Here is a 16,162-nt window from a genome sequence, read left to right on the forward strand (position 1 = left end):
CGTGAGCGCAGGTCAGGACGGGGCCGCCGTGGCGAGCGACGCCGTGCGCCGGGGGCGCACCCTCGGCGTCGACGTCGGACGTGCCCGCGTGGGCGTCGCGTCGGCCGACCCCGACGGCCTGATCGCCACCCCCGTGGCCACCCTGCGGCGGGATGCGCGTCGACGTCGTGACGTGGACGAGCTCGTCGCCCACGCACGCGAGCTCGACGTCGTCGCCGTGTACGTCGGCCTGCCGGTGAATCTGCGGGGCGAGCACACGCCGTCCACGCAGGACGCCCTCGACTACGCGGACGCCGTCGCCGCCGCCCTGGTCGAGGCGGGCCACCCCGTGCCGGTCCGGCTCGTCGACGAGCGGCTCAGCACGGTCTCCGCGCAGGCCGGACTGCGGGCCGCGGGCCGGTCCGTCAAGGACAGCCGCGGCGTGATCGACCAGGCGGCCGCCGTCGCGATCCTGCAGGCCGCCGTGGACGAGCAGCGCCGCACCGGCCGCTGGGCCGGCCAGGACCGGGAGCAGATCCGGTGACCGGCGACCACCAGCACGCGCGGCGTGAGGACCACTGGGACGATCTGCTCGGCGACGAGGCCGACGTCCACGACGACCTCGACGTGTTCGGCTTCGCCCACGGCGAGGCGGACGAGGCCGATCTCGGCGCCCCGTCCCAGCCGGTCGACGCGGCCGGCCCATGCCGGCCCCGCACGTTCCTGCGTCGCCGGGGCTCCGGGTCCCACCCGGCCCCGCGGGTCGATCGCGGCGCCGGCCGGCGGCGGACCGCGCTGGTGCTGGGCACGGTGCTCGTGGCGTTCGCCGTCGTGGTCGGGCTGATCGTGCGCGGGTTCCTGGGCGGCCCCGACCACACGGCCGTCGAGGGCGACGAGGTGACGTTCTCGGTGGAGCCGGGCGAGGACCTGGGCTCCGTGGCGGCCCGCCTGGACCGGGCCGGCATCGTGGCCTCCGCCCGTGCGTTCGAGCGCGCCGCCAGGGACACGGGCAGCGGTCTCGTGCGCTCGGGGGACTTCGTGCTGCGCGAGCGGATGCCCGCGGCCGAGGCCCTCGCGGTGCTCCAGGGCGCCGCGGACGGGGCCGTGCACTACGTGCTCGTGGAGCGCGGCCGGCGACTCACCGAGGTGCTGGACGCCGTCGCCGAGGCCACGGGGCTGCCCCGCGAGGAGCTCGAGGCCGCCGCCCACGACCCGACCCGCTACGGCGTCCCCGGGGAGGCGGGCACGCTCGAGGGCTGGCTCGACGCGGGGGAGTACCGCCTCCCCGTCGACGCCACCGCCGAGCAGGTGCTCGACTCCCTGATCCGGCCCACCCTCGCCGAGCTCGACGCCCTCGACGTCCGCGACCCGGCCGAGCAGCAGCGCCTGCTCACGATCGCCTCCATCCTCGAGGCGGAGGCCCTGCCCCAGGACTACCGGCAGGTCGCCGGCGCCATCGAGAACCGCCTCGCCCCGGACAACACCGAGACGCGCGGGCTCCTGCAGATCGACGCCACCGTCACGTACGGCCTCGGCGTGCGCAGCCTCAGCTTCACCTCGGGCCAGCGCCAGGACGCGTCGAACCCCTACAACACGTACGTGCACCCGGGCCTGCCGCCGGGTCCGATCGGCATGCCCTCCGACGCGGCCGTCGAGGCCGCCCTCGACCCGGCCGAGACGGACGCCTACTACTGGGTGACCACGGACATCGGCACCGGCCACACCGAGTTCTCCCGCACCTATGAGGAGCACCAGCAGCACGTGCGCACCCTGCAGCGCTACTGCGCCTCCAATCCGGGGGTGTGCTGATGCGCCCCACGCTGCGCGCGGCGGTCCTGGGCCGGCCGATCGCCCACTCGCTCTCCCCGGTGCTGCACGCGGCCGGCTACCGGGTCCTGGGCCTCGACGTCGACTACGGCCGCCGAGACCTGGGCGAGGACGAGGTGCTCGCCTTCGCGGCCGAGCACCTCGGCGCCCCGGGCACGGCCGACGGCGGCGCGGCCGCGGCCCGCGGGCAGGACTGGCTCGGCTGCTCCGTCACCATGCCGCTGAAGCGGGCGGTCGTCGCCGCCGCCGGGCACGTCAGCGACCGCGTCCGCCTCCTGGGCACCGCGAACACCCTCGTGCGCGACCACCCCTCCGCGCCCGGGGTCGTCCACGCCGAGAACACGGACGTGGACGGCATCCTCGGCGCCCTCGCCGCGGCCGGCCTCGACCGTGCCGCCCGGGGCGGGACCGTCGGCGTCCTCGGGAACGGGGGGACCGCGACGGCGGCCGTCCTCGCCGCCGCCACGCTCGGCGCGGACGCGGTGCTCTTCGGCGTCCGCGACCCCGCCCGCGCCGCCGAGGTGACGGCCCTGGCCGACGCGCTCGGGCTGCGCTGGGCGACCCTGACCCAGGCGGATCTGCTCCGGCGGGCGCCGGGGCTGCGTGCCGTCGTCGCCACCCTGCCGCCGCGCGCCGCGGACGCCCTGGCCGCACACGTGCCGGCCGGCGCCGCCCTGCCGCCCCTGCTGGACGCGGCCTACGACCCGTGGCCCTCCGTGCTGGCGTCCGCCTGGTCCCGGGAGGGCGGTCCGGTGGCGTCCGGGCTGTCCATGCTGCTGCACCAGGGCATCGAGCAGGTCCGGCTGTTCACGGCCCGGCCCCGCGCCGCGGCCGGGATGCCCGAGCCGGACTGGGCGGCGGTGACGCGCGCCGCGGCGGACGCCCTGGGACCGGCCGCCGGCTGAGCGTCGAACGCCGGATCCGGTGCGTCCCGTCCGGTCACACGTGACGGCGCGGCGCCCCGTGCGTGAGAGACTGCACGCCATGGTGCGCTGGTTGACAGCGGGGGAGTCTCACGGCCCCGCGCTCACAGGAATCGTAGAGGGACTGCCGGCCGGGATCCCGGTCACGACGCAGGACGTGCAGGACGCGCTCGCGCGCCGCCGCCTGGGGTACGGGCGCGGCGCGCGCATGAAGTTCGAGCAGGACGCGGTGACGATCCTCGGCGGCGTCCGCCACGGCCGCACCCTCGGCTCGCCTGTGGCGATCCAGGTGGGCAACACGGAATGGCCCAAGTGGGAGAAGGTGATGGCCGCCGATCCCGTCCCCGCGGAGGAGCTCGACGGTCTGGCCCGCAACGCGGCGCTCACCCGCCCGCGGCCCGGCCACGCCGACCTGACCGGCATGCAGAAGTACGGCTTCGACGAGGCCCGCCCCCTCCTCGAGCGCGCCTCCGCCCGTGAGACCGCCGCCCGTGTGGCCCTGGGCACCGTCGCCCGCGCCTTCCTCGGCGAGCTCGGCGTGCGGATCGTCTCCCACACCGTGGCCTTCGGGGAGGCCGCCCTGCCGGAGGGCCACCCGTTCCCCGTCCCCGAGGACGAGGCCCGCCTCGACGCCGACCCGGTCCGCTGCCTCGACCCGCAGACCTCCGCGGCGATGGTCGCCGAGGTCGACGACGCCCACCGCGCCGGGGAGACCCTCGGCGGCGTCGTGGAGGTGCTGGCGTACGGCGTGCCGATCGGCCTGGGCTCCCACGTCCACTGGGACCGCCGCCTCGACGCGCGGCTGGCGGGGGCGCTCATGGGCATCCAGGCGATCAAGGGCGTGCAGGTCGGCGACGGGTTCGCCACGGCCGCCCGACGCGGCACCGCCGCCCACGACGGGATCGCCCGCGGCGCGGACGGCCGCCCCCGGCGCACGACCGACCGGGCCGGCGGCATCGAGGCCGGCATGTCGACGGGCGAGCTGCTGCGCGTGAGCGCCGCGATGAAGCCGATCGCCACGGTGCCGCGCGCACTGCCCACGGTCGACGTCGCCACGGGCGCGGAGACCACGGCCCACCATCAGCGCTCCGACGTGGCGGCCGTGCCCGCCGCGGGCATCGTCGCCGAGGCCATGGTCGCCCTCGTCCTGGCCGACGCGATGCTCGAGAAGTTCGGCGGCGACTCCGTGGCCGAGACGCGCCGCAACCTCGAAGCGTTCCAGGCCGCGGTCCCCGCCCTGCCGGAGCCGGGCGCCGACGTCGTGGCGGACGGCCCGATGGGCGACCCCCTGCCGTGACCGACACCCCCGGGACCGCGCCGGCCCCGGGACCGGACCCGAGCACGCGTCCCGTCCCCGGGCCCGTCACCGTGTGCCCGTGGGAGGGCATGATCGGTGCCCTCGAGGCGCGCCTGACGGCCGCGGCCACGGTGGCCGCCGCGGCCGACGAGGACCCGGCCGCGCGCCCGGCCCGCCGGATCGTCCTCGTCGGCCCGATGGGGGCCGGGAAGACGACGGTCGGCCGGGCCCTGGCCGCCGTGACCGGGCTGCCCTTCGTGGACTCCGACGAGCTGTTCACCCAGGTGCACGGCCCGATCCCGGAGTTCTTCGCCGAGCACGGCGAGGCCGCGTTCCGGGCGGAGGAGGCGCGCGTCATCGGCCATGTGCTCGGCCGACCCGCCCCGTGCGTCCTCTCGTGCGGCGGCGGCGCCGTCCTGCATCCGGGCACCCGCCGCGCGCTGGCCGGGCCGGACTCCGACGTCGTCTACCTCGCGGTCGGAGAGGAGGAGGCGCTGCGCCGCGTGGGCGGCGGCGCGGGCCGCCCCGTCCTGGCCGGAGACCCCGCCGGGACCTGGCGGCGCATCCTCGCCGAACGCGAGGGGCTGTACCGCGAGGTCGCCGACCTCGTGCTCGACACCACAGGCCTGACGGCCGCCGAGGCGGCCTGGCGTATCGTGGGGGACGCCCACCGCCCCCGAAGGAGTGAGTCACACCCATGACCGACCGTGAGCCGGACATCACCGAGCAGGAGACCCCGGGGGCGGCGCCCGCGGCCGCTCCGGCCGCACCCGAGGACGTGACGGTCATCCCCGTGGCCGGCGGCCACGAGGCGGCCGTGCACGGCGGCTACGACGTGGTGGTGGGCCGGGGCCTGCTCGCGCGCCTGCCGGACATGCTCGGCCCGACCGTCCGACGCGTGCTGGTCATCCATCCGCGCGCCCTCCGGGCCACCGGCGACGTCGTCAAGAACGACCTCGAGGCCGTGGGCCTGACCGCACTGACCGCCGAGATCCCGGACGCCGAGGAGGGCAAGCACCTGCAGGTGGCCGGGTTCTGCTGGCAGGTGCTCGGCCAGAACGACTTCACCCGGTCGGACGCGATCGTCTCCGTGGGCGGCGGCGCCGTGTCCGACCTGGCCGGCTTCGTGGCGGCCACGTGGCTGCGCGGCGTCCGCGTCGTGCACATGCCCACCACCCTGCTGGGCATGGTGGACGCGGCGGTGGGCGGCAAGACCGGCATCAACACCGCCGAGGGCAAGAACCTGGTGGGGGCGTTCCACAATCCGGCCGGCGTGCTGGCGGACCTGGACACGCTGCTCACCCTGCCGGCCAACGAGCTGATCTCCGGCCTGGCCGAGGTCGTGAAGTGCGGCTTCATCGCCGACCCCGCGATCCTCGACCTCATCGAGGAGGACCCGGCCCAGGCCCAGAACCCGCACTCCGCGCGGCTGCGCGAGCTGATCGAGCGTTCGATCCGGGTCAAGGCGGACGTCGTCTCCCGCGACCCCCGCGAGTCGGGCGCCCGCGAGGCGCTGAACTACGGCCACACGATGGGGCACGCGATCGAGCTCGCCGAGCGCTACCAGTGGCGCCACGGCGCCGCGGTGTCCGTGGGGCTGGTCTTCGCGGCCGAGCTGGCCCGCTCCCTCGGCCGGCTCGACGACGCCACCGCGGACCGCCACTGGTCGGTGCTGACGGCCCTGGGCCTGCCCGTCTCCTACCGCGGGGACCGGTGGCAGACCCTGCTCGAGGGCATCCGCCGGGACAAGAAGAACCGCGGCGACCAGCTGCGCTTCGTCCTGCTGGACGGGCTCGCGCAGCCCACCACCGTGGACATCCCGGACGCGTCCCTGCTCTTCGCGGCGTACCAGGAGATCGCAGAGTGAGCCGCCGCTGACCCCGGCCCCGCGCGGGGCCTCCCGTAGACTGGCCCGCGCACATCCAAGACCCCACCCACTGCAGGCGGACCCGTGACGGTCCGCGAGACCGATCGGGAGCACACACACGTGGCAACGAGCAACGACATCAAGAACGGCGCCGTCCTGAAGCTGGAGGGCCAGCTCTGGAACGTCACCGAGTTCCAGCACGTCAAGCCGGGCAAGGGCGGCGCGTTCGTCCGCACCAAGATGAAGAACATCACCACGGGCAAGGTCGTGGACAAGACCTTCAACGCCGGCGCCAAGGTCGAGTTCGCCACCGTGGACCGCTCCGACTACCAGTACCTCTACCAGGACGGCGCGGACTACGTGTTCATGGACGTCAAGGACTACGACCAGATCACCGTGCCCGGGGCCGTGGTCGGCGACGCCGCGAAGTACATGCTCGAGAACACCCAGGTGGTCATCGCCCTGCACGAGGGCACGCCGCTGTACCTCGAGATGCCGGCGTCCGTGGTCCTGGAGATCACCTACACCGAGCCGGGCCTGCAGGGGGACCGCTCGTCCGCCGGCACCAAGCCCGCCACCGTGGAGACCGGCGCCGAGATCCAGGTGCCGCTCTTCGTCGAGCAGGGCACCCGCGTCAAGGTCGACACCCGCACCGGCGACTACCTCGGCCGCGTCAATGACTGAGCGGGCCTCCGCCGGCTCCGCTGCCAAGCGGGGGACCACGGCGCGCAGCCGCTCCCGGCAGCGTGCGGTGGAGATCCTGTTCGAGGCCGAGCAGCGGGGCTCCAGCGCGCTGGAGGGCATCCGCACCCGCCGCGAGAGCACCGATCTGCAGGTGAACGCCTACACCCAGCGGCTCGTGGAAGGCGTCATCGCGGACCAGGAGCGGCTCGACGAGGCCCTGAGCTCCTACTCCCGCGGCTGGTCCCTGGACCGCATGCCCGCCGTCGACCGGGCGATCCTGCGCGTGGGGGCCTGGGAGCTGCTGTTCCAGGACGACGTGCCGGACGCCGTCGCCATCTCCGAGGCCGTCGCCCTGGCCGCCCAGCTGTCCACGGACGACTCGCCCGAGTTCGTCAACGGTCTGCTCGGCCGCCTGCAGCAGGTCAAGCCGACGCTGCTCGCCTGAGCGGCCGAGAGCTCCGTCACGAGGCCCGTCCCGCACCGCGTCATCCGCGCCGTGGGGCGGGCCTCGCTGGTAGAGTCGGCGACGTCCCGCGCGGGGGCCCACCGGCGCCCCGGGACGAACCACGCATCCTTTAAGAGCCGTCCTGTGAGGCGGGGAAGGAGGCGCCGGCATGGGAACTGACCCCGCCGCACCTCGTGCTGCCCGGACCGTGCTGTCCACGTCCGAGATCGACCGGGCGCTGACCCGGATCGCCCACGAGATCCTCGAGTCCAACAAGGGCGCCGAGGGTCTCGTCCTGATGGGGATCCCGCGCCGCGGGGCCCCCCTGGCCCGGCGGCTCGGCGCCCTGCTGGCCCGCATCGAGCCGGCCTTCGACCCCACCGCCGCCGTCGGTGAGGTGGACGTGACGCTCTACCGGGACGACCTCCGCCGCGGCACGGCCCGCACCCCGATGCCCACCCGCCTGCCCGAGGTCCCCCTCGACGGCGCCGTCGTCGTGCTCGTGGACGACGTCCTCTTCTCCGGCCGCACCGTCCGGGCCGCCCTCGACGCGATCGCCGACCTGGGCCGCCCCGCCGCCGTGCGCCTGGCCGTCCTCGTGGACCGCGGGCACCGCGAGCTGCCCGTCCGGGCCGACTTCGTGGGCAAGAACCTGCCGACCTCCACCGCCGAGCGCGTCCAGGTCCGGCTCATGGAGGTCGACGGCCCCGAGGGCACCGGCGAGGTCACTGAGGACGCCGTGAGCATCGTCGACCGTGTCGCGACCCGGGAGGGTTGAGCCGTGCGCCACCTGCTGTCCACCGCCGACCTCTCCCGCGCCGACGCCCTCGCCGTCCTCGACACCGCCGAGGAGATGGCCGCCGTCAACCAGCGCGAGGTCAAGAAGCTGCCCGCCCTGCGCGGCCGCACCGTGGTGAACCTCTTCCTCGAGGACTCCACCCGCACCCGCATCTCCTTCGAGGCCGCCGCCAAGCGGCTCTCCGCGGACGTGATCAACTTCTCCGCGAAGGGGTCGTCCGTCTCCAAGGGGGAGTCGCTCAAGGACACCGTCCAGACGCTCGAGGCCATCGGCGCGGACGCCATCGTGATGCGCCACTGGTCCTCGGGCGCGGCCCGCCAGCTGGCCGACTCCGGCTGGGTGCGCTCCGCCGTCGTGAACGCCGGCGACGGCACCCACGAGCACCCCACCCAGGCCCTCCTGGACGCCTTCACCCTGCGCCGGCGCCTCGCCGCGGCGACGGGAGAGGACCTGGTCGGCCGGGACCTGACCGGCATGCGCGTGGTGATCGTGGGGGACATCCTGCACTCGCGCGTGGCCCGGTCCAACGTGTGGCTGCTCAGCACGCTGGGCGCACAGGTCACCCTGGCCGCCCCGCCCACCCTGCTGCCCGTGGGCGTGGCCGCGTGGCCGTGCCAGGTCACCTACTCGCTGGACGAGGCCCTCGACGCCGGCCCCGACGCCGTCATGATGCTCCGCGTCCAGGCCGAGCGAATGGGCGGCGCCTTCTTCCCGTCCGCAGGGGAGTACACCCGGACCTGGGGGCTGACCGACGACCGCTTCGCCCGCCTCACCGCCGGCCGGGGCGCCCTGCTCGACGAGCCCGTGGTCATGCACCCCGGCCCGATGAACCGCGGCCTGGAGATCAGCCCGGCGGCGGCGGACTCGCCCCGCAACACCGCCCTCGAGCAGGTCGCCAACGGCGTGTCCGTCCGCATGGCGGTCCTGCACCTCGTCCTCAACCACGACCAGGAGGTCCGCCCGTGAGCGCCCCCAGCCCCGCCCCCCTGCTGCTGCGCAGCGCGCGCCTGACCACGGGCGAGACCGCCGACGTGCTCGTCGCCGAGGGCCGGATCGCCGCCCTCGGCCCGGACGCCGCGACCCACGCCGCCGGCCTCGACCCGGCCCCCGAGGAGGTCGACTGCGCCGGCCTGGTGCTGCTGCCCGGGCTCGTCGACCTGCACACCCATCTGCGCCAGCCCGGCAAGGAGGACGCGGAGACGGTCGAGACCGGCACCCGCGCCGCCGCGATGGGCGGCTTCACCTCGGTCCACGCGATGGCCAACTCGACGCCGACGGCCGACACCGCCGGCGTGGTGGAGCAGGTGTGGCGGCTGGGCCGGGACGCGGGCTGGTGCGATGTGCACCCCGTGGGCGCGGTGACCGTGGGCCTGGCCGGCGAGGCCCTGGCCGACCTCGGCGCGATGGCCGACTCGCAGGCCCGCGTGCGGATGTTCTCCGACGACGGCATGTGCGTCCACGACGCCGTGCTGATGCGCCGTGCGCTCGAGTACGTGAAGTCCTTCGGCGGCTTCGTGGCCCAGCACGCGCAGGAGCCGAACCTCACCGCCGGCGCCCAGATGAACGAGTCCGAGCTCTCCGGCGTCCTCGGCCTGGCCGGCTGGCCCGCCGTGGCGGAGGAGGCCATCATCGCCCGTGACGTGCTGCTGGCCCAGCACGTGGACTCCCGCCTGCACGTGTGCCACGTCTCCACGGCCGGCTCCGTCGAGCTGATCCGCTGGGCCAAGGCCCAGGGCGTGGCCGTGACCGCCGAGGTCACCCCGCACCACCTGCTGCTCACCGAGGAGCTCGTCCGCTCCTACGACCCCGTGTTCAAGGTCAACCCGCCGCTGCGCCGCGAGTCCGACGTGATGGCCCTGCGCGCCGGGCTGGCCGACGGCACCATCGACACCGTGGGCACCGACCACGCCCCACACACCGCCGAGACCAAGCAGTGCGAGTGGACGGTCGCGGCGATGGGCATGACGGGCCTCGAGACCGCCCTGTCCGTGGTGCAGCAGGCGATGGTGGACACCGGCCTGATGGACTGGGCCGGCGTCGCCCGCGTAATGTCCACGGCGCCGGCCCGGATCGCCGGCCTGACCGACCAGGGCCAGGCCGACGAGCGCGGCGTCCCGCGCGTCGGCGCCGTGGCCAACCTCGTGCTCGTGGACCCGCAGGCCCGCCGCACCGTGGACCCCGAGCAGCACCTGACCAAGTCCCGCAACAGCCCGTACCGGGGCATGGAGCTGCCGGGCGCGGTACGCCACACGGTCTACCGCGGCGCCCGCGTCGTCGCCGACGGCGCCCCCGCCCGGCCGTACCGCCACCCGGCCCTGACGGAGACGGGGGAGCGCGCGTGAGCATCACCTCCCTGGCCGCCGCCCTGGCGGCCCGTCCCGTCCCGCCGCGGACCCCGACGAAGGACTACGCGGACGTGTGGCTGCCGGTGACCCTGGGCACCCTGGCCGTCGTCCTCGTGCTGCTCGGCCTGCTGGCCCTCGGGTGGCGGGCCCGCCGCCGGGCGCAGGCCGGGATCCCGGCCCCGGCCCCCGTGCCGACGGCCCTCTACGACGCCGAGCCGACGCTGTCCGCGGAGGGCATGCACGTGGGCACGGTGCGCGGCGAGGACCGACTGGACCGCGTGGCGGTGCACGGCCTGGGCCTGCGCTCGCGCGCCGTCCTCGAGGCCCACGACGCCGGCACCCACCGCGGCCTGCTCGTGCTCCGCCCCGGGGCCGCCAACCTGTTCATCCCCGCGGACGACCTCGTCGAGGCCGGCCTGTCCGCGGGGATCGCCGGCAAGTTCGTCGAGCCGGGCGGGCTCGTCGCCTGGGGCTGGCGCCTCGGCGACGTGGAACTCACCTCCGCCTTCCGCCCCGACCGCCCCGAGGACCGCGACCGGCTCCTCGCCGCCCTGCAGACCATCATCGACCCCGCCCCGGCCGACCCGGCCGGCCGCGCAGGAGAAGGAGACCCCCGATGAGCACCCCCACCGACGACCTGGCCCTGCTCGTCCTCGAGGACGGCACCGTCCACCGCGGCCGGGCCTACGGCGCCCGCGGCCGCACCCTGGGCGAGGCCGTGTTCACCACGGGCATGACCGGCTACCAGGAGACCCTCACCGACCCGTCCTACGCGGGGCAGATCATCGTGCAGACCTCCCCGCACATCGGCAACACCGGGGTCAACGACGCCGACCGCGAGTCGCGGGCGATCTTCGCCGCCGGCTACGTGGTCCGCGACGCGGCCCGGCGTCCGTCCAACTGGCGCGCCGAGCGCACCCTCGACGAGGATCTCGAGGCGTTCGGCGTCGTCGGGATCCGCGAGGTCGACACCCGGGCCGTCACCCGCCGCCTGCGCACCGAGGGCTCGATGCGCGCCGGCGTGTTCTCCGGCGAGCTCGCCGCCCGCCCGGAGGCCGAGCTGCTGGCGGAGGTGCGCGCCCAGCCGTCGATGGCCGGCGCCCGCCTCGCGGAGTCCGTCACCACGGAGGAGCCGTACGTCGTCGAGCCGGCCGAGCACGGCTGGGAGGGCGAGCCGATCGCCGAGATCGCCGCCCTCGACCTCGGCATCAAGGCCGCCACGCCGCGGCACCTGGCCTCCCGCGGCATCCGCGTGCACGTGCTGCCCGCGGCCACGGACCTGGCCGGCATCCGCGCCGTGGACCCGGACGGCGTCTTCCTGTCCAACGGCCCCGGCGACCCGGCCACGGCAGACGCCCAGGTGGAGCTGCTGCGCGAGGTCCTCGACGCCGGCCTGCCGTTCTTCGGCATCTGCTTCGGCAACCAGATCTTCGGCCGCGCGCTCGGCTTCGACACCTACAAGCTGAAGTTCGGCCACCGCGGCCCGAACCAGCCGGTGCTGGACAAGGCCACGGGCCGCGTGGCCATCACCTCCCAGAACCACGGCTTCGCCGTGGACGCCCCCCTCGGCGAGCCGATCGAGGCGCCGGAGTCGCGCTTCGGCCGCGTCGAGGTCTCCCACTGGTCCCTGAACGACCAGGTCGTCGAGGGCCTGCGCCTGCTCGACCGGCCCGCCTTCTCCGTGCAGTTCCACCCGGAGTCCGCGGCCGGCCCCAACGACACCCTCGACCTGTTCGACCGCTTCGTGCAGCTGCTCACCGAGCACCGCGCCGCCACCACCCCCGCCACCGAAGGAGCCTGATCCATGCCCAAGCGCACCGACCTGAAGTCCGTCCTGGTCATCGGCTCCGGCCCCATCGTGATCGGCCAGGCCGCCGAGTTCGACTACTCCGGCACCCAGGCCATCCGCGTCCTCAAGGAGGAGGGCGTCCGCGTCGTCCTCGTCAACTCCAACCCGGCCACGATCATGACCGACCCGGAGCTGGCCGACGCCACCTACGTCGAGCCCATCACCCCGGCCGTGGTCGCCAAGATCATCGAGAAGGAGCGCCCGGACGCCCTGCTGCCCACCCTGGGCGGCCAGACGGCGCTGAACACCGCCATCGCCCTCGACAAGGACGGGGTGCTCGAGCGCTTCGGCGTCGAGCTGATCGGCGCGAACATCGAGGCCATCGAGCTCGGCGAGAACCGCGAGCTGTTCAAGGGCGTCGTGGAGCGTGCCGGCGGCGAGTCCGCCCGGTCCCACATCGTGCACACGATGGAGGAGGCCCTGGCCGCCGTCGAGGACCTGAAGTACCCCGTGGTGGTGCGCCCCTCGTTCACGATGGGCGGCCTCGGCTCCGGCATGGCCTACGACGAGGCCGACCTGTACCGCATCTGCGGCGCCGGCTTGCAGTACAGCCCGACCTCCGAGGTCCTGCTCGAGGAGTCCATCCTCGGCTGGAAGGAGTACGAGCTGGAGATGATGCGGGACAAGAACGACAACGTCGTCGTCGTCTGCTCCATCGAGAACGTGGACCCCGTGGGCGTGCACACCGGCGACTCCATCACCGTGGCCCCGGCCATGACGCTGACGGACCGCGAGTACCAGAAGCTGCGGGACATCTCGATCAACGTCATCCGCGAGGTCGGCGTGGACACCGGCGGCTGCAACATCCAGTTCGCGGTGAACCCCGTGGACGGGCGCGTCGTCGTCATCGAGATGAACCCGCGCGTCTCCCGCTCCTCGGCGCTGGCCTCGAAGGCCACCGGCTTCGCGATCGCCAAGATCGCCACCAAGCTGGCCCTGGGCTACACGATGGACGAGATCCCCAACGACATCACCCAGAAGACCCCGGCGTCCTTCGAGCCGGTCCTGGACTACGTGGTCGTGAAGGTCCCGCGCTTCGCGTTCGAGAAGTTCCCGGCGGCGGATCCCACGCTGACCACCACCATGAAGTCGGTCGGCGAGGCCATGGCCATCGGCCGCAACTTCACGGAGGCCCTGCAGAAGGCCCTGCGCTCGCTCGAGCAGAAGGGCTCGGAGCTCGCGTTCCCGCAGGACGCCGACCCGCAGGCCCTGCTCGCGGCGGCGAGCACGGCCACCACCGACCGGCTCTCCCAGACCCAGCAGGCGCTCTACGCCGGCGCCACGATCGAGGAGGCCTTCGAGGCCACCGCGATCGACCCGTGGTTCCTGGACCAGTTCGTGCTCATCAACGAGGTCGCGGACGAGATCCGCGACGCCGAGGTCCTCGACGAGGCCCTGCTGCGCCGCGCCAAGCGGCACGGGTTCTCCGACGCCCAGATCGGCTCGCTGCGGCACATGGACGCCGCGGTCGTGCGCGGCGTGCGTCACGCCCTGGGCGTGCGCCCCGTCTACAAGACCGTGGACACCTGTGCCGCCGAGTTCGAGGCCTTCACCCCGTACCGGTACTCCAGCTACGACCTCGAGACCGAGGTCGCCCCGCACGAGGGCGAGTCGGTGATCATCCTCGGCTCGGGCCCGAACCGGATCGGCCAGGGCATCGAGTTCGACTACTCGTGCGTGCACGCCACCATGGCGCTGCGCGAGGCTGGCTACGAGACCGTGATGGTCAACTGCAACCCGGAGACGGTATCCACGGACTACGACATCTCCGATCGCCTCTACTTCGAGCCGCTCACGCTCGAGGACGTCCTGGAGGTCATCGCGGCAGAGGAGGCCTCCGGCGGCGTGCGCGGCGTCTTCGTGCAGCTCGGCGGTCAGACCCCGCTCAAGCTGGCCCAGCAGCTCGCCGACGCCGGCGTGCCGATCCTGGGCACCTCGCCCGCGGCCATCGACCTGGCCGAGCACCGCGGCGAGTTCGCGCTCGTGCTCGAGCGCGCGGGCCTGGTGGCGCCGAAGAACGGCACGGCCGTCTCCTTCGACGACGCCAAGCGCGTGGCGGACGAGATCGGCTACCCCGTGCTCGTGCGCCCCTCCTACGTGCTCGGCGGCCGCGGCATGGAGATCGTGTACTCCGAGGAAGCACTGGCCCACTACGTGGAGCACGCCACGGAGATCACCCCCGACCAGCCGATGCTCGTGGACCGCTTCCTCGAGGACGCGATCGAGATCGACGTCGACGCCCTCTACGACGGCACCGAGCTGTACCTCGGCGGCGTCATGGAGCACATCGAGGAGGCGGGCATCCACTCGGGTGACTCCGCGTGCGTGCTGCCTCCCGTCACCCTGGGCCCGGACGTGCTCGAGCGCGTGCACCGCGCCACCGAGCGGATAGCGGCCGGCGTCGGCGTGCGCGGCCTGATCAACATCCAGTTCGCGCTCGCCTCGGACGTGCTGTACGTGATCGAGGCGAACCCGCGCGCCTCGCGGACCGTGCCGTTCGTCTCGAAGGCCACGGGCGTCCAGCTGGCCAAGGCGGCCGCGCGGATCGGCGTCGGCGAGAGCATCGCCGACCTGCGCGCGGCGGGCATGCTGCCCACGGCGTACGACGGCGGCACCCTGCCGATCGGCGCGCCCGTGGCGGTCAAGGAGGCGGTGCTGCCGTTCACCCGCTTCCGCACCGCGGAGGGCCGCGTGGTCGACTCGCTGCTGGGCCCGGAGATGCGCTCGACGGGCGAGGTCATGGGCATCGACAAGCACTTCGACACCGCGTTCGCCAAGTCCCAGTCCGCCGCCGGCGGCCCGCTGCCCACCTCGGGGCGCGTGTTCGTGTCGGTCGCCAACCGGGACAAGCGCACCCTCGTGGGCCAGGCCAAGCGCCTCGTCGACCTCGGCTTCCAGGTGGTCTCCACCGGCGGCACCGCCGAGGTGCTGCGGCGCAACGGCATCCCCGCGGAGGTCGTGGCGAAGATCGCCGACGCCGGGCACGAGGACGGCGCGGGCACCGTGCTGGAGCAGCTGCACGCCGGCACCGTCGACCTCGTGCTGAACACGCCCTCCGGCGGCGACGCCCGCACGGACGGCTACGAGATCCGCGCGGCCGCGACGTCGCTCGGCGTGCCGGTGATCACGACCACGGCCGAATTCGGGGCGTGCCTGCAGGCCATCGAGGCCATGCGGTCCTACGAGTGGTCCGTCACCTCACTGCAGGAGCACGACGCGCGCCTGCAGCAGGCTGTCGCCGGTCCGGAGGCCGCGGCGTGACCACGACGGCGACGGGCGGCGCGGGGCCCCGCGCCCCCTTCGGGCGGCGGCTGGCCCACGCCATGGAGACGGCCGGTCCGCTGTGCCTCGGCGTGGACCCCCATCCGGGCCTGCTGCGGCAGTGGGGCCTGAGCGACACCCCGGCGGGCCTCGAGGCGTTCTCCCTGACCGCCCTCGAGGCGGCGGTGGGTCCCGAGGGGCCCCGCGTGGCGGCGATCAAGCCCCAGGTGGCGCTGTACGAGCGCCACGGATCGGCCGGCCTGGCGGCCCTGGAGCGGCTGCTCGCGGCCGCCCGGGACGCCGGGGTGCTCACGATCGCGGACGCCAAGCGCGGTGACATCGGCTCCACCATGGACGGCTACGCCGCCGCGTGGATCGCCGACGCCTCGCCCCTGGCCGCGGATGCGGTGACGCTCAGCCCGTACCTGGGTTTCGGCACCCTCGTGCCGACCATCCGCGCCGCCCACGAGGCCGGCCGCGGCGTGTTCGTCCTCGCGCTGACCTCCAATCCGGAGGGCCGCGAGGTCCAGCACGTGGGCGAGGGGTCGGCCGAGGGATCGGTCGCCCGGCGCATCGCCGCGGCGGCGGCCGCCGAGAACGCGGCCCTGCGCGGCGACGACGCGTGGGGGCCGGTGGGACTCGTCTTGGGCGCCACGGTGGCCGCCGAGGCGGACCGCCTCGGCCTGGACCTGCCGGCCCTCGGCGGGCCCCTGCTGGCGCCCGGGTTCGGTGCCCAGGGCGCCACGGCCCGGGGCATGCGGGCCGACTTCGGGACGGCCTGGCCGCAGGTCTTGGCGACCTCGTCCCGCGGCATCCTGAGCGCGGGCCCGTCGGTGGCCTCGCTGGTGGACACGATCGAGGAGAATCGCGCCGCCCTGCGGTGACG

The 16,162-nt window shown here is 74.5% G+C and carries 15 protein-coding genes; all 15 read left to right on the forward strand.

Going from position 1 to position 16,162, the window contains the following annotated elements; all coding sequences use genetic code 11:
• Position 1 precedes the first annotated feature (1 nt).
• The 15 genes from ruvX (at position 2) to pyrF (ending at position 16,160) form a co-directional block, all read left to right on the forward strand.
• Positions 2 to 523: a Holliday junction resolvase RuvX gene (ruvX, locus tag NR072_RS05015; protein ID WP_129866780.1), complete on the forward strand. Its 522-nt coding sequence runs from the start codon at positions 2 to 4 to the stop codon at positions 521 to 523.
• Positions 520 to 1,788 carry an endolytic transglycosylase MltG gene (mltG, locus tag NR072_RS05020; RefSeq protein ID WP_129866781.1) on the forward strand — a complete coding sequence of 423 codons (1,269 nt, stop codon included), beginning with the start codon at positions 520 to 522 and terminating at the stop codon, positions 1,786 to 1,788. Before ruvX ends, mltG begins: the two co-directional genes overlap by 4 nt.
• Positions 1,788 to 2,711, forward strand: coding sequence for a shikimate dehydrogenase (locus NR072_RS05025; protein ID WP_113914224.1), 924 nt, complete (start codon positions 1,788 to 1,790; stop codon positions 2,709 to 2,711). Before mltG ends, NR072_RS05025 begins: the two co-directional genes overlap by 1 nt.
• Before the next feature lie 79 nt (positions 2,712 to 2,790).
• Complete coding sequence (gene aroC, locus NR072_RS05030) at positions 2,791 to 4,026, forward strand: chorismate synthase (protein WP_036336604.1); 1,236 nt, start codon at positions 2,791 to 2,793, stop codon at positions 4,024 to 4,026.
• Positions 4,023 to 4,727, forward strand: a complete 705-nt coding sequence (locus tag NR072_RS05035) for a shikimate kinase (RefSeq protein ID WP_044659812.1) — start codon at positions 4,023 to 4,025, stop codon at positions 4,725 to 4,727. Before aroC ends, NR072_RS05035 begins: the two co-directional genes overlap by 4 nt.
• Positions 4,724 to 5,893, forward strand: coding sequence for a 3-dehydroquinate synthase (gene aroB / locus NR072_RS05040; RefSeq protein WP_081097731.1), 1,170 nt, complete (start codon positions 4,724 to 4,726; stop codon positions 5,891 to 5,893). Before NR072_RS05035 ends, aroB begins: the two co-directional genes overlap by 4 nt.
• A 120-nt stretch (positions 5,894 to 6,013) precedes the next feature.
• Positions 6,014 to 6,577 (forward strand): elongation factor P, encoded by a 564-nt coding sequence (gene efp / locus NR072_RS05045; protein ID WP_002857030.1) that lies wholly within the window; start codon positions 6,014 to 6,016, stop codon positions 6,575 to 6,577.
• Positions 6,570 to 7,022, forward strand: coding sequence for a transcription antitermination factor NusB (gene nusB, locus NR072_RS05050; protein WP_044659811.1), 453 nt, complete (start codon positions 6,570 to 6,572; stop codon positions 7,020 to 7,022). The genes efp and nusB overlap by 8 nt, the downstream gene beginning before the upstream one ends.
• Positions 7,023 to 7,191: 169 nt before the next feature.
• Entirely contained in the window at positions 7,192 to 7,800 is a 609-nt protein-coding gene (gene pyrR, locus NR072_RS05055; protein WP_036313707.1) for a bifunctional pyr operon transcriptional regulator/uracil phosphoribosyltransferase PyrR, read from the forward strand.
• Between the two features lie 3 nt (positions 7,801 to 7,803).
• Positions 7,804 to 8,787 carry an aspartate carbamoyltransferase catalytic subunit gene (locus NR072_RS05060; RefSeq protein ID WP_036313715.1) on the forward strand — a complete coding sequence of 328 codons (984 nt, stop codon included), beginning with the start codon at positions 7,804 to 7,806 and terminating at the stop codon, positions 8,785 to 8,787.
• The gene (locus NR072_RS05065; protein WP_036313718.1) at positions 8,784 to 10,163 is read left to right on the forward strand and encodes a dihydroorotase; all 1,380 of its coding nucleotides are present in this window, start codon (positions 8,784 to 8,786) and stop codon (positions 10,161 to 10,163) included. Before NR072_RS05060 ends, NR072_RS05065 begins: the two co-directional genes overlap by 4 nt.
• Positions 10,160 to 10,786, forward strand: a complete 627-nt coding sequence (locus tag NR072_RS05070) for a hypothetical protein (RefSeq protein WP_256836377.1) — start codon at positions 10,160 to 10,162, stop codon at positions 10,784 to 10,786. The genes NR072_RS05065 and NR072_RS05070 overlap by 4 nt, the downstream gene beginning before the upstream one ends.
• Positions 10,783 to 11,967, forward strand: coding sequence for a glutamine-hydrolyzing carbamoyl-phosphate synthase small subunit (carA, locus tag NR072_RS05075; protein WP_113914216.1), 1,185 nt, complete (start codon positions 10,783 to 10,785; stop codon positions 11,965 to 11,967). Before NR072_RS05070 ends, carA begins: the two co-directional genes overlap by 4 nt.
• A gap of 3 nt (positions 11,968 to 11,970) precedes the next feature.
• Positions 11,971 to 15,276 carry a carbamoyl-phosphate synthase large subunit gene (carB, locus tag NR072_RS05080; RefSeq protein WP_078025475.1) on the forward strand — a complete coding sequence of 1,102 codons (3,306 nt, stop codon included), beginning with the start codon at positions 11,971 to 11,973 and terminating at the stop codon, positions 15,274 to 15,276.
• Positions 15,273 to 16,160: an orotidine-5'-phosphate decarboxylase gene (gene pyrF / locus NR072_RS05085; protein WP_036336596.1), complete on the forward strand. Its 888-nt coding sequence runs from the start codon at positions 15,273 to 15,275 to the stop codon at positions 16,158 to 16,160. The genes carB and pyrF overlap by 4 nt, the downstream gene beginning before the upstream one ends.
• The last annotated feature ends 2 nt before the right edge of the window (positions 16,161 to 16,162 follow it).

Source organism: Micrococcus sp. Mcc89 (assembly GCF_024519795.1).
Lineage (GTDB): Bacteria > Actinomycetota > Actinomycetes > Actinomycetales > Micrococcaceae > Micrococcus > Micrococcus luteus.

Coding starts and splice junctions, on each gene's coding strand:
- NR072_RS05025 (WP_113914224.1), top strand. CDS start 1,788: ATGCGCCCCACGCTGCGCGCGGCGGTCCTGGGCCGGCCGATCGCCCAC.
- carA (WP_113914216.1), top strand. CDS start 10,783: ATGAGCACCCCCACCGACGACCTGGCCCTGCTCGTCCTCGAGGACGGC.
- pyrR (WP_036313707.1), top strand. CDS start 7,192: ATGGGAACTGACCCCGCCGCACCTCGTGCTGCCCGGACCGTGCTGTCC.
- carB (WP_078025475.1), top strand. CDS start 11,971: ATGCCCAAGCGCACCGACCTGAAGTCCGTCCTGGTCATCGGCTCCGGC.
- nusB (WP_044659811.1), top strand. CDS start 6,570: ATGACTGAGCGGGCCTCCGCCGGCTCCGCTGCCAAGCGGGGGACCACG.
- aroC (WP_036336604.1), top strand. CDS start 2,791: ATGGTGCGCTGGTTGACAGCGGGGGAGTCTCACGGCCCCGCGCTCACA.
- aroB (WP_081097731.1), top strand. CDS start 4,724: ATGACCGACCGTGAGCCGGACATCACCGAGCAGGAGACCCCGGGGGCG.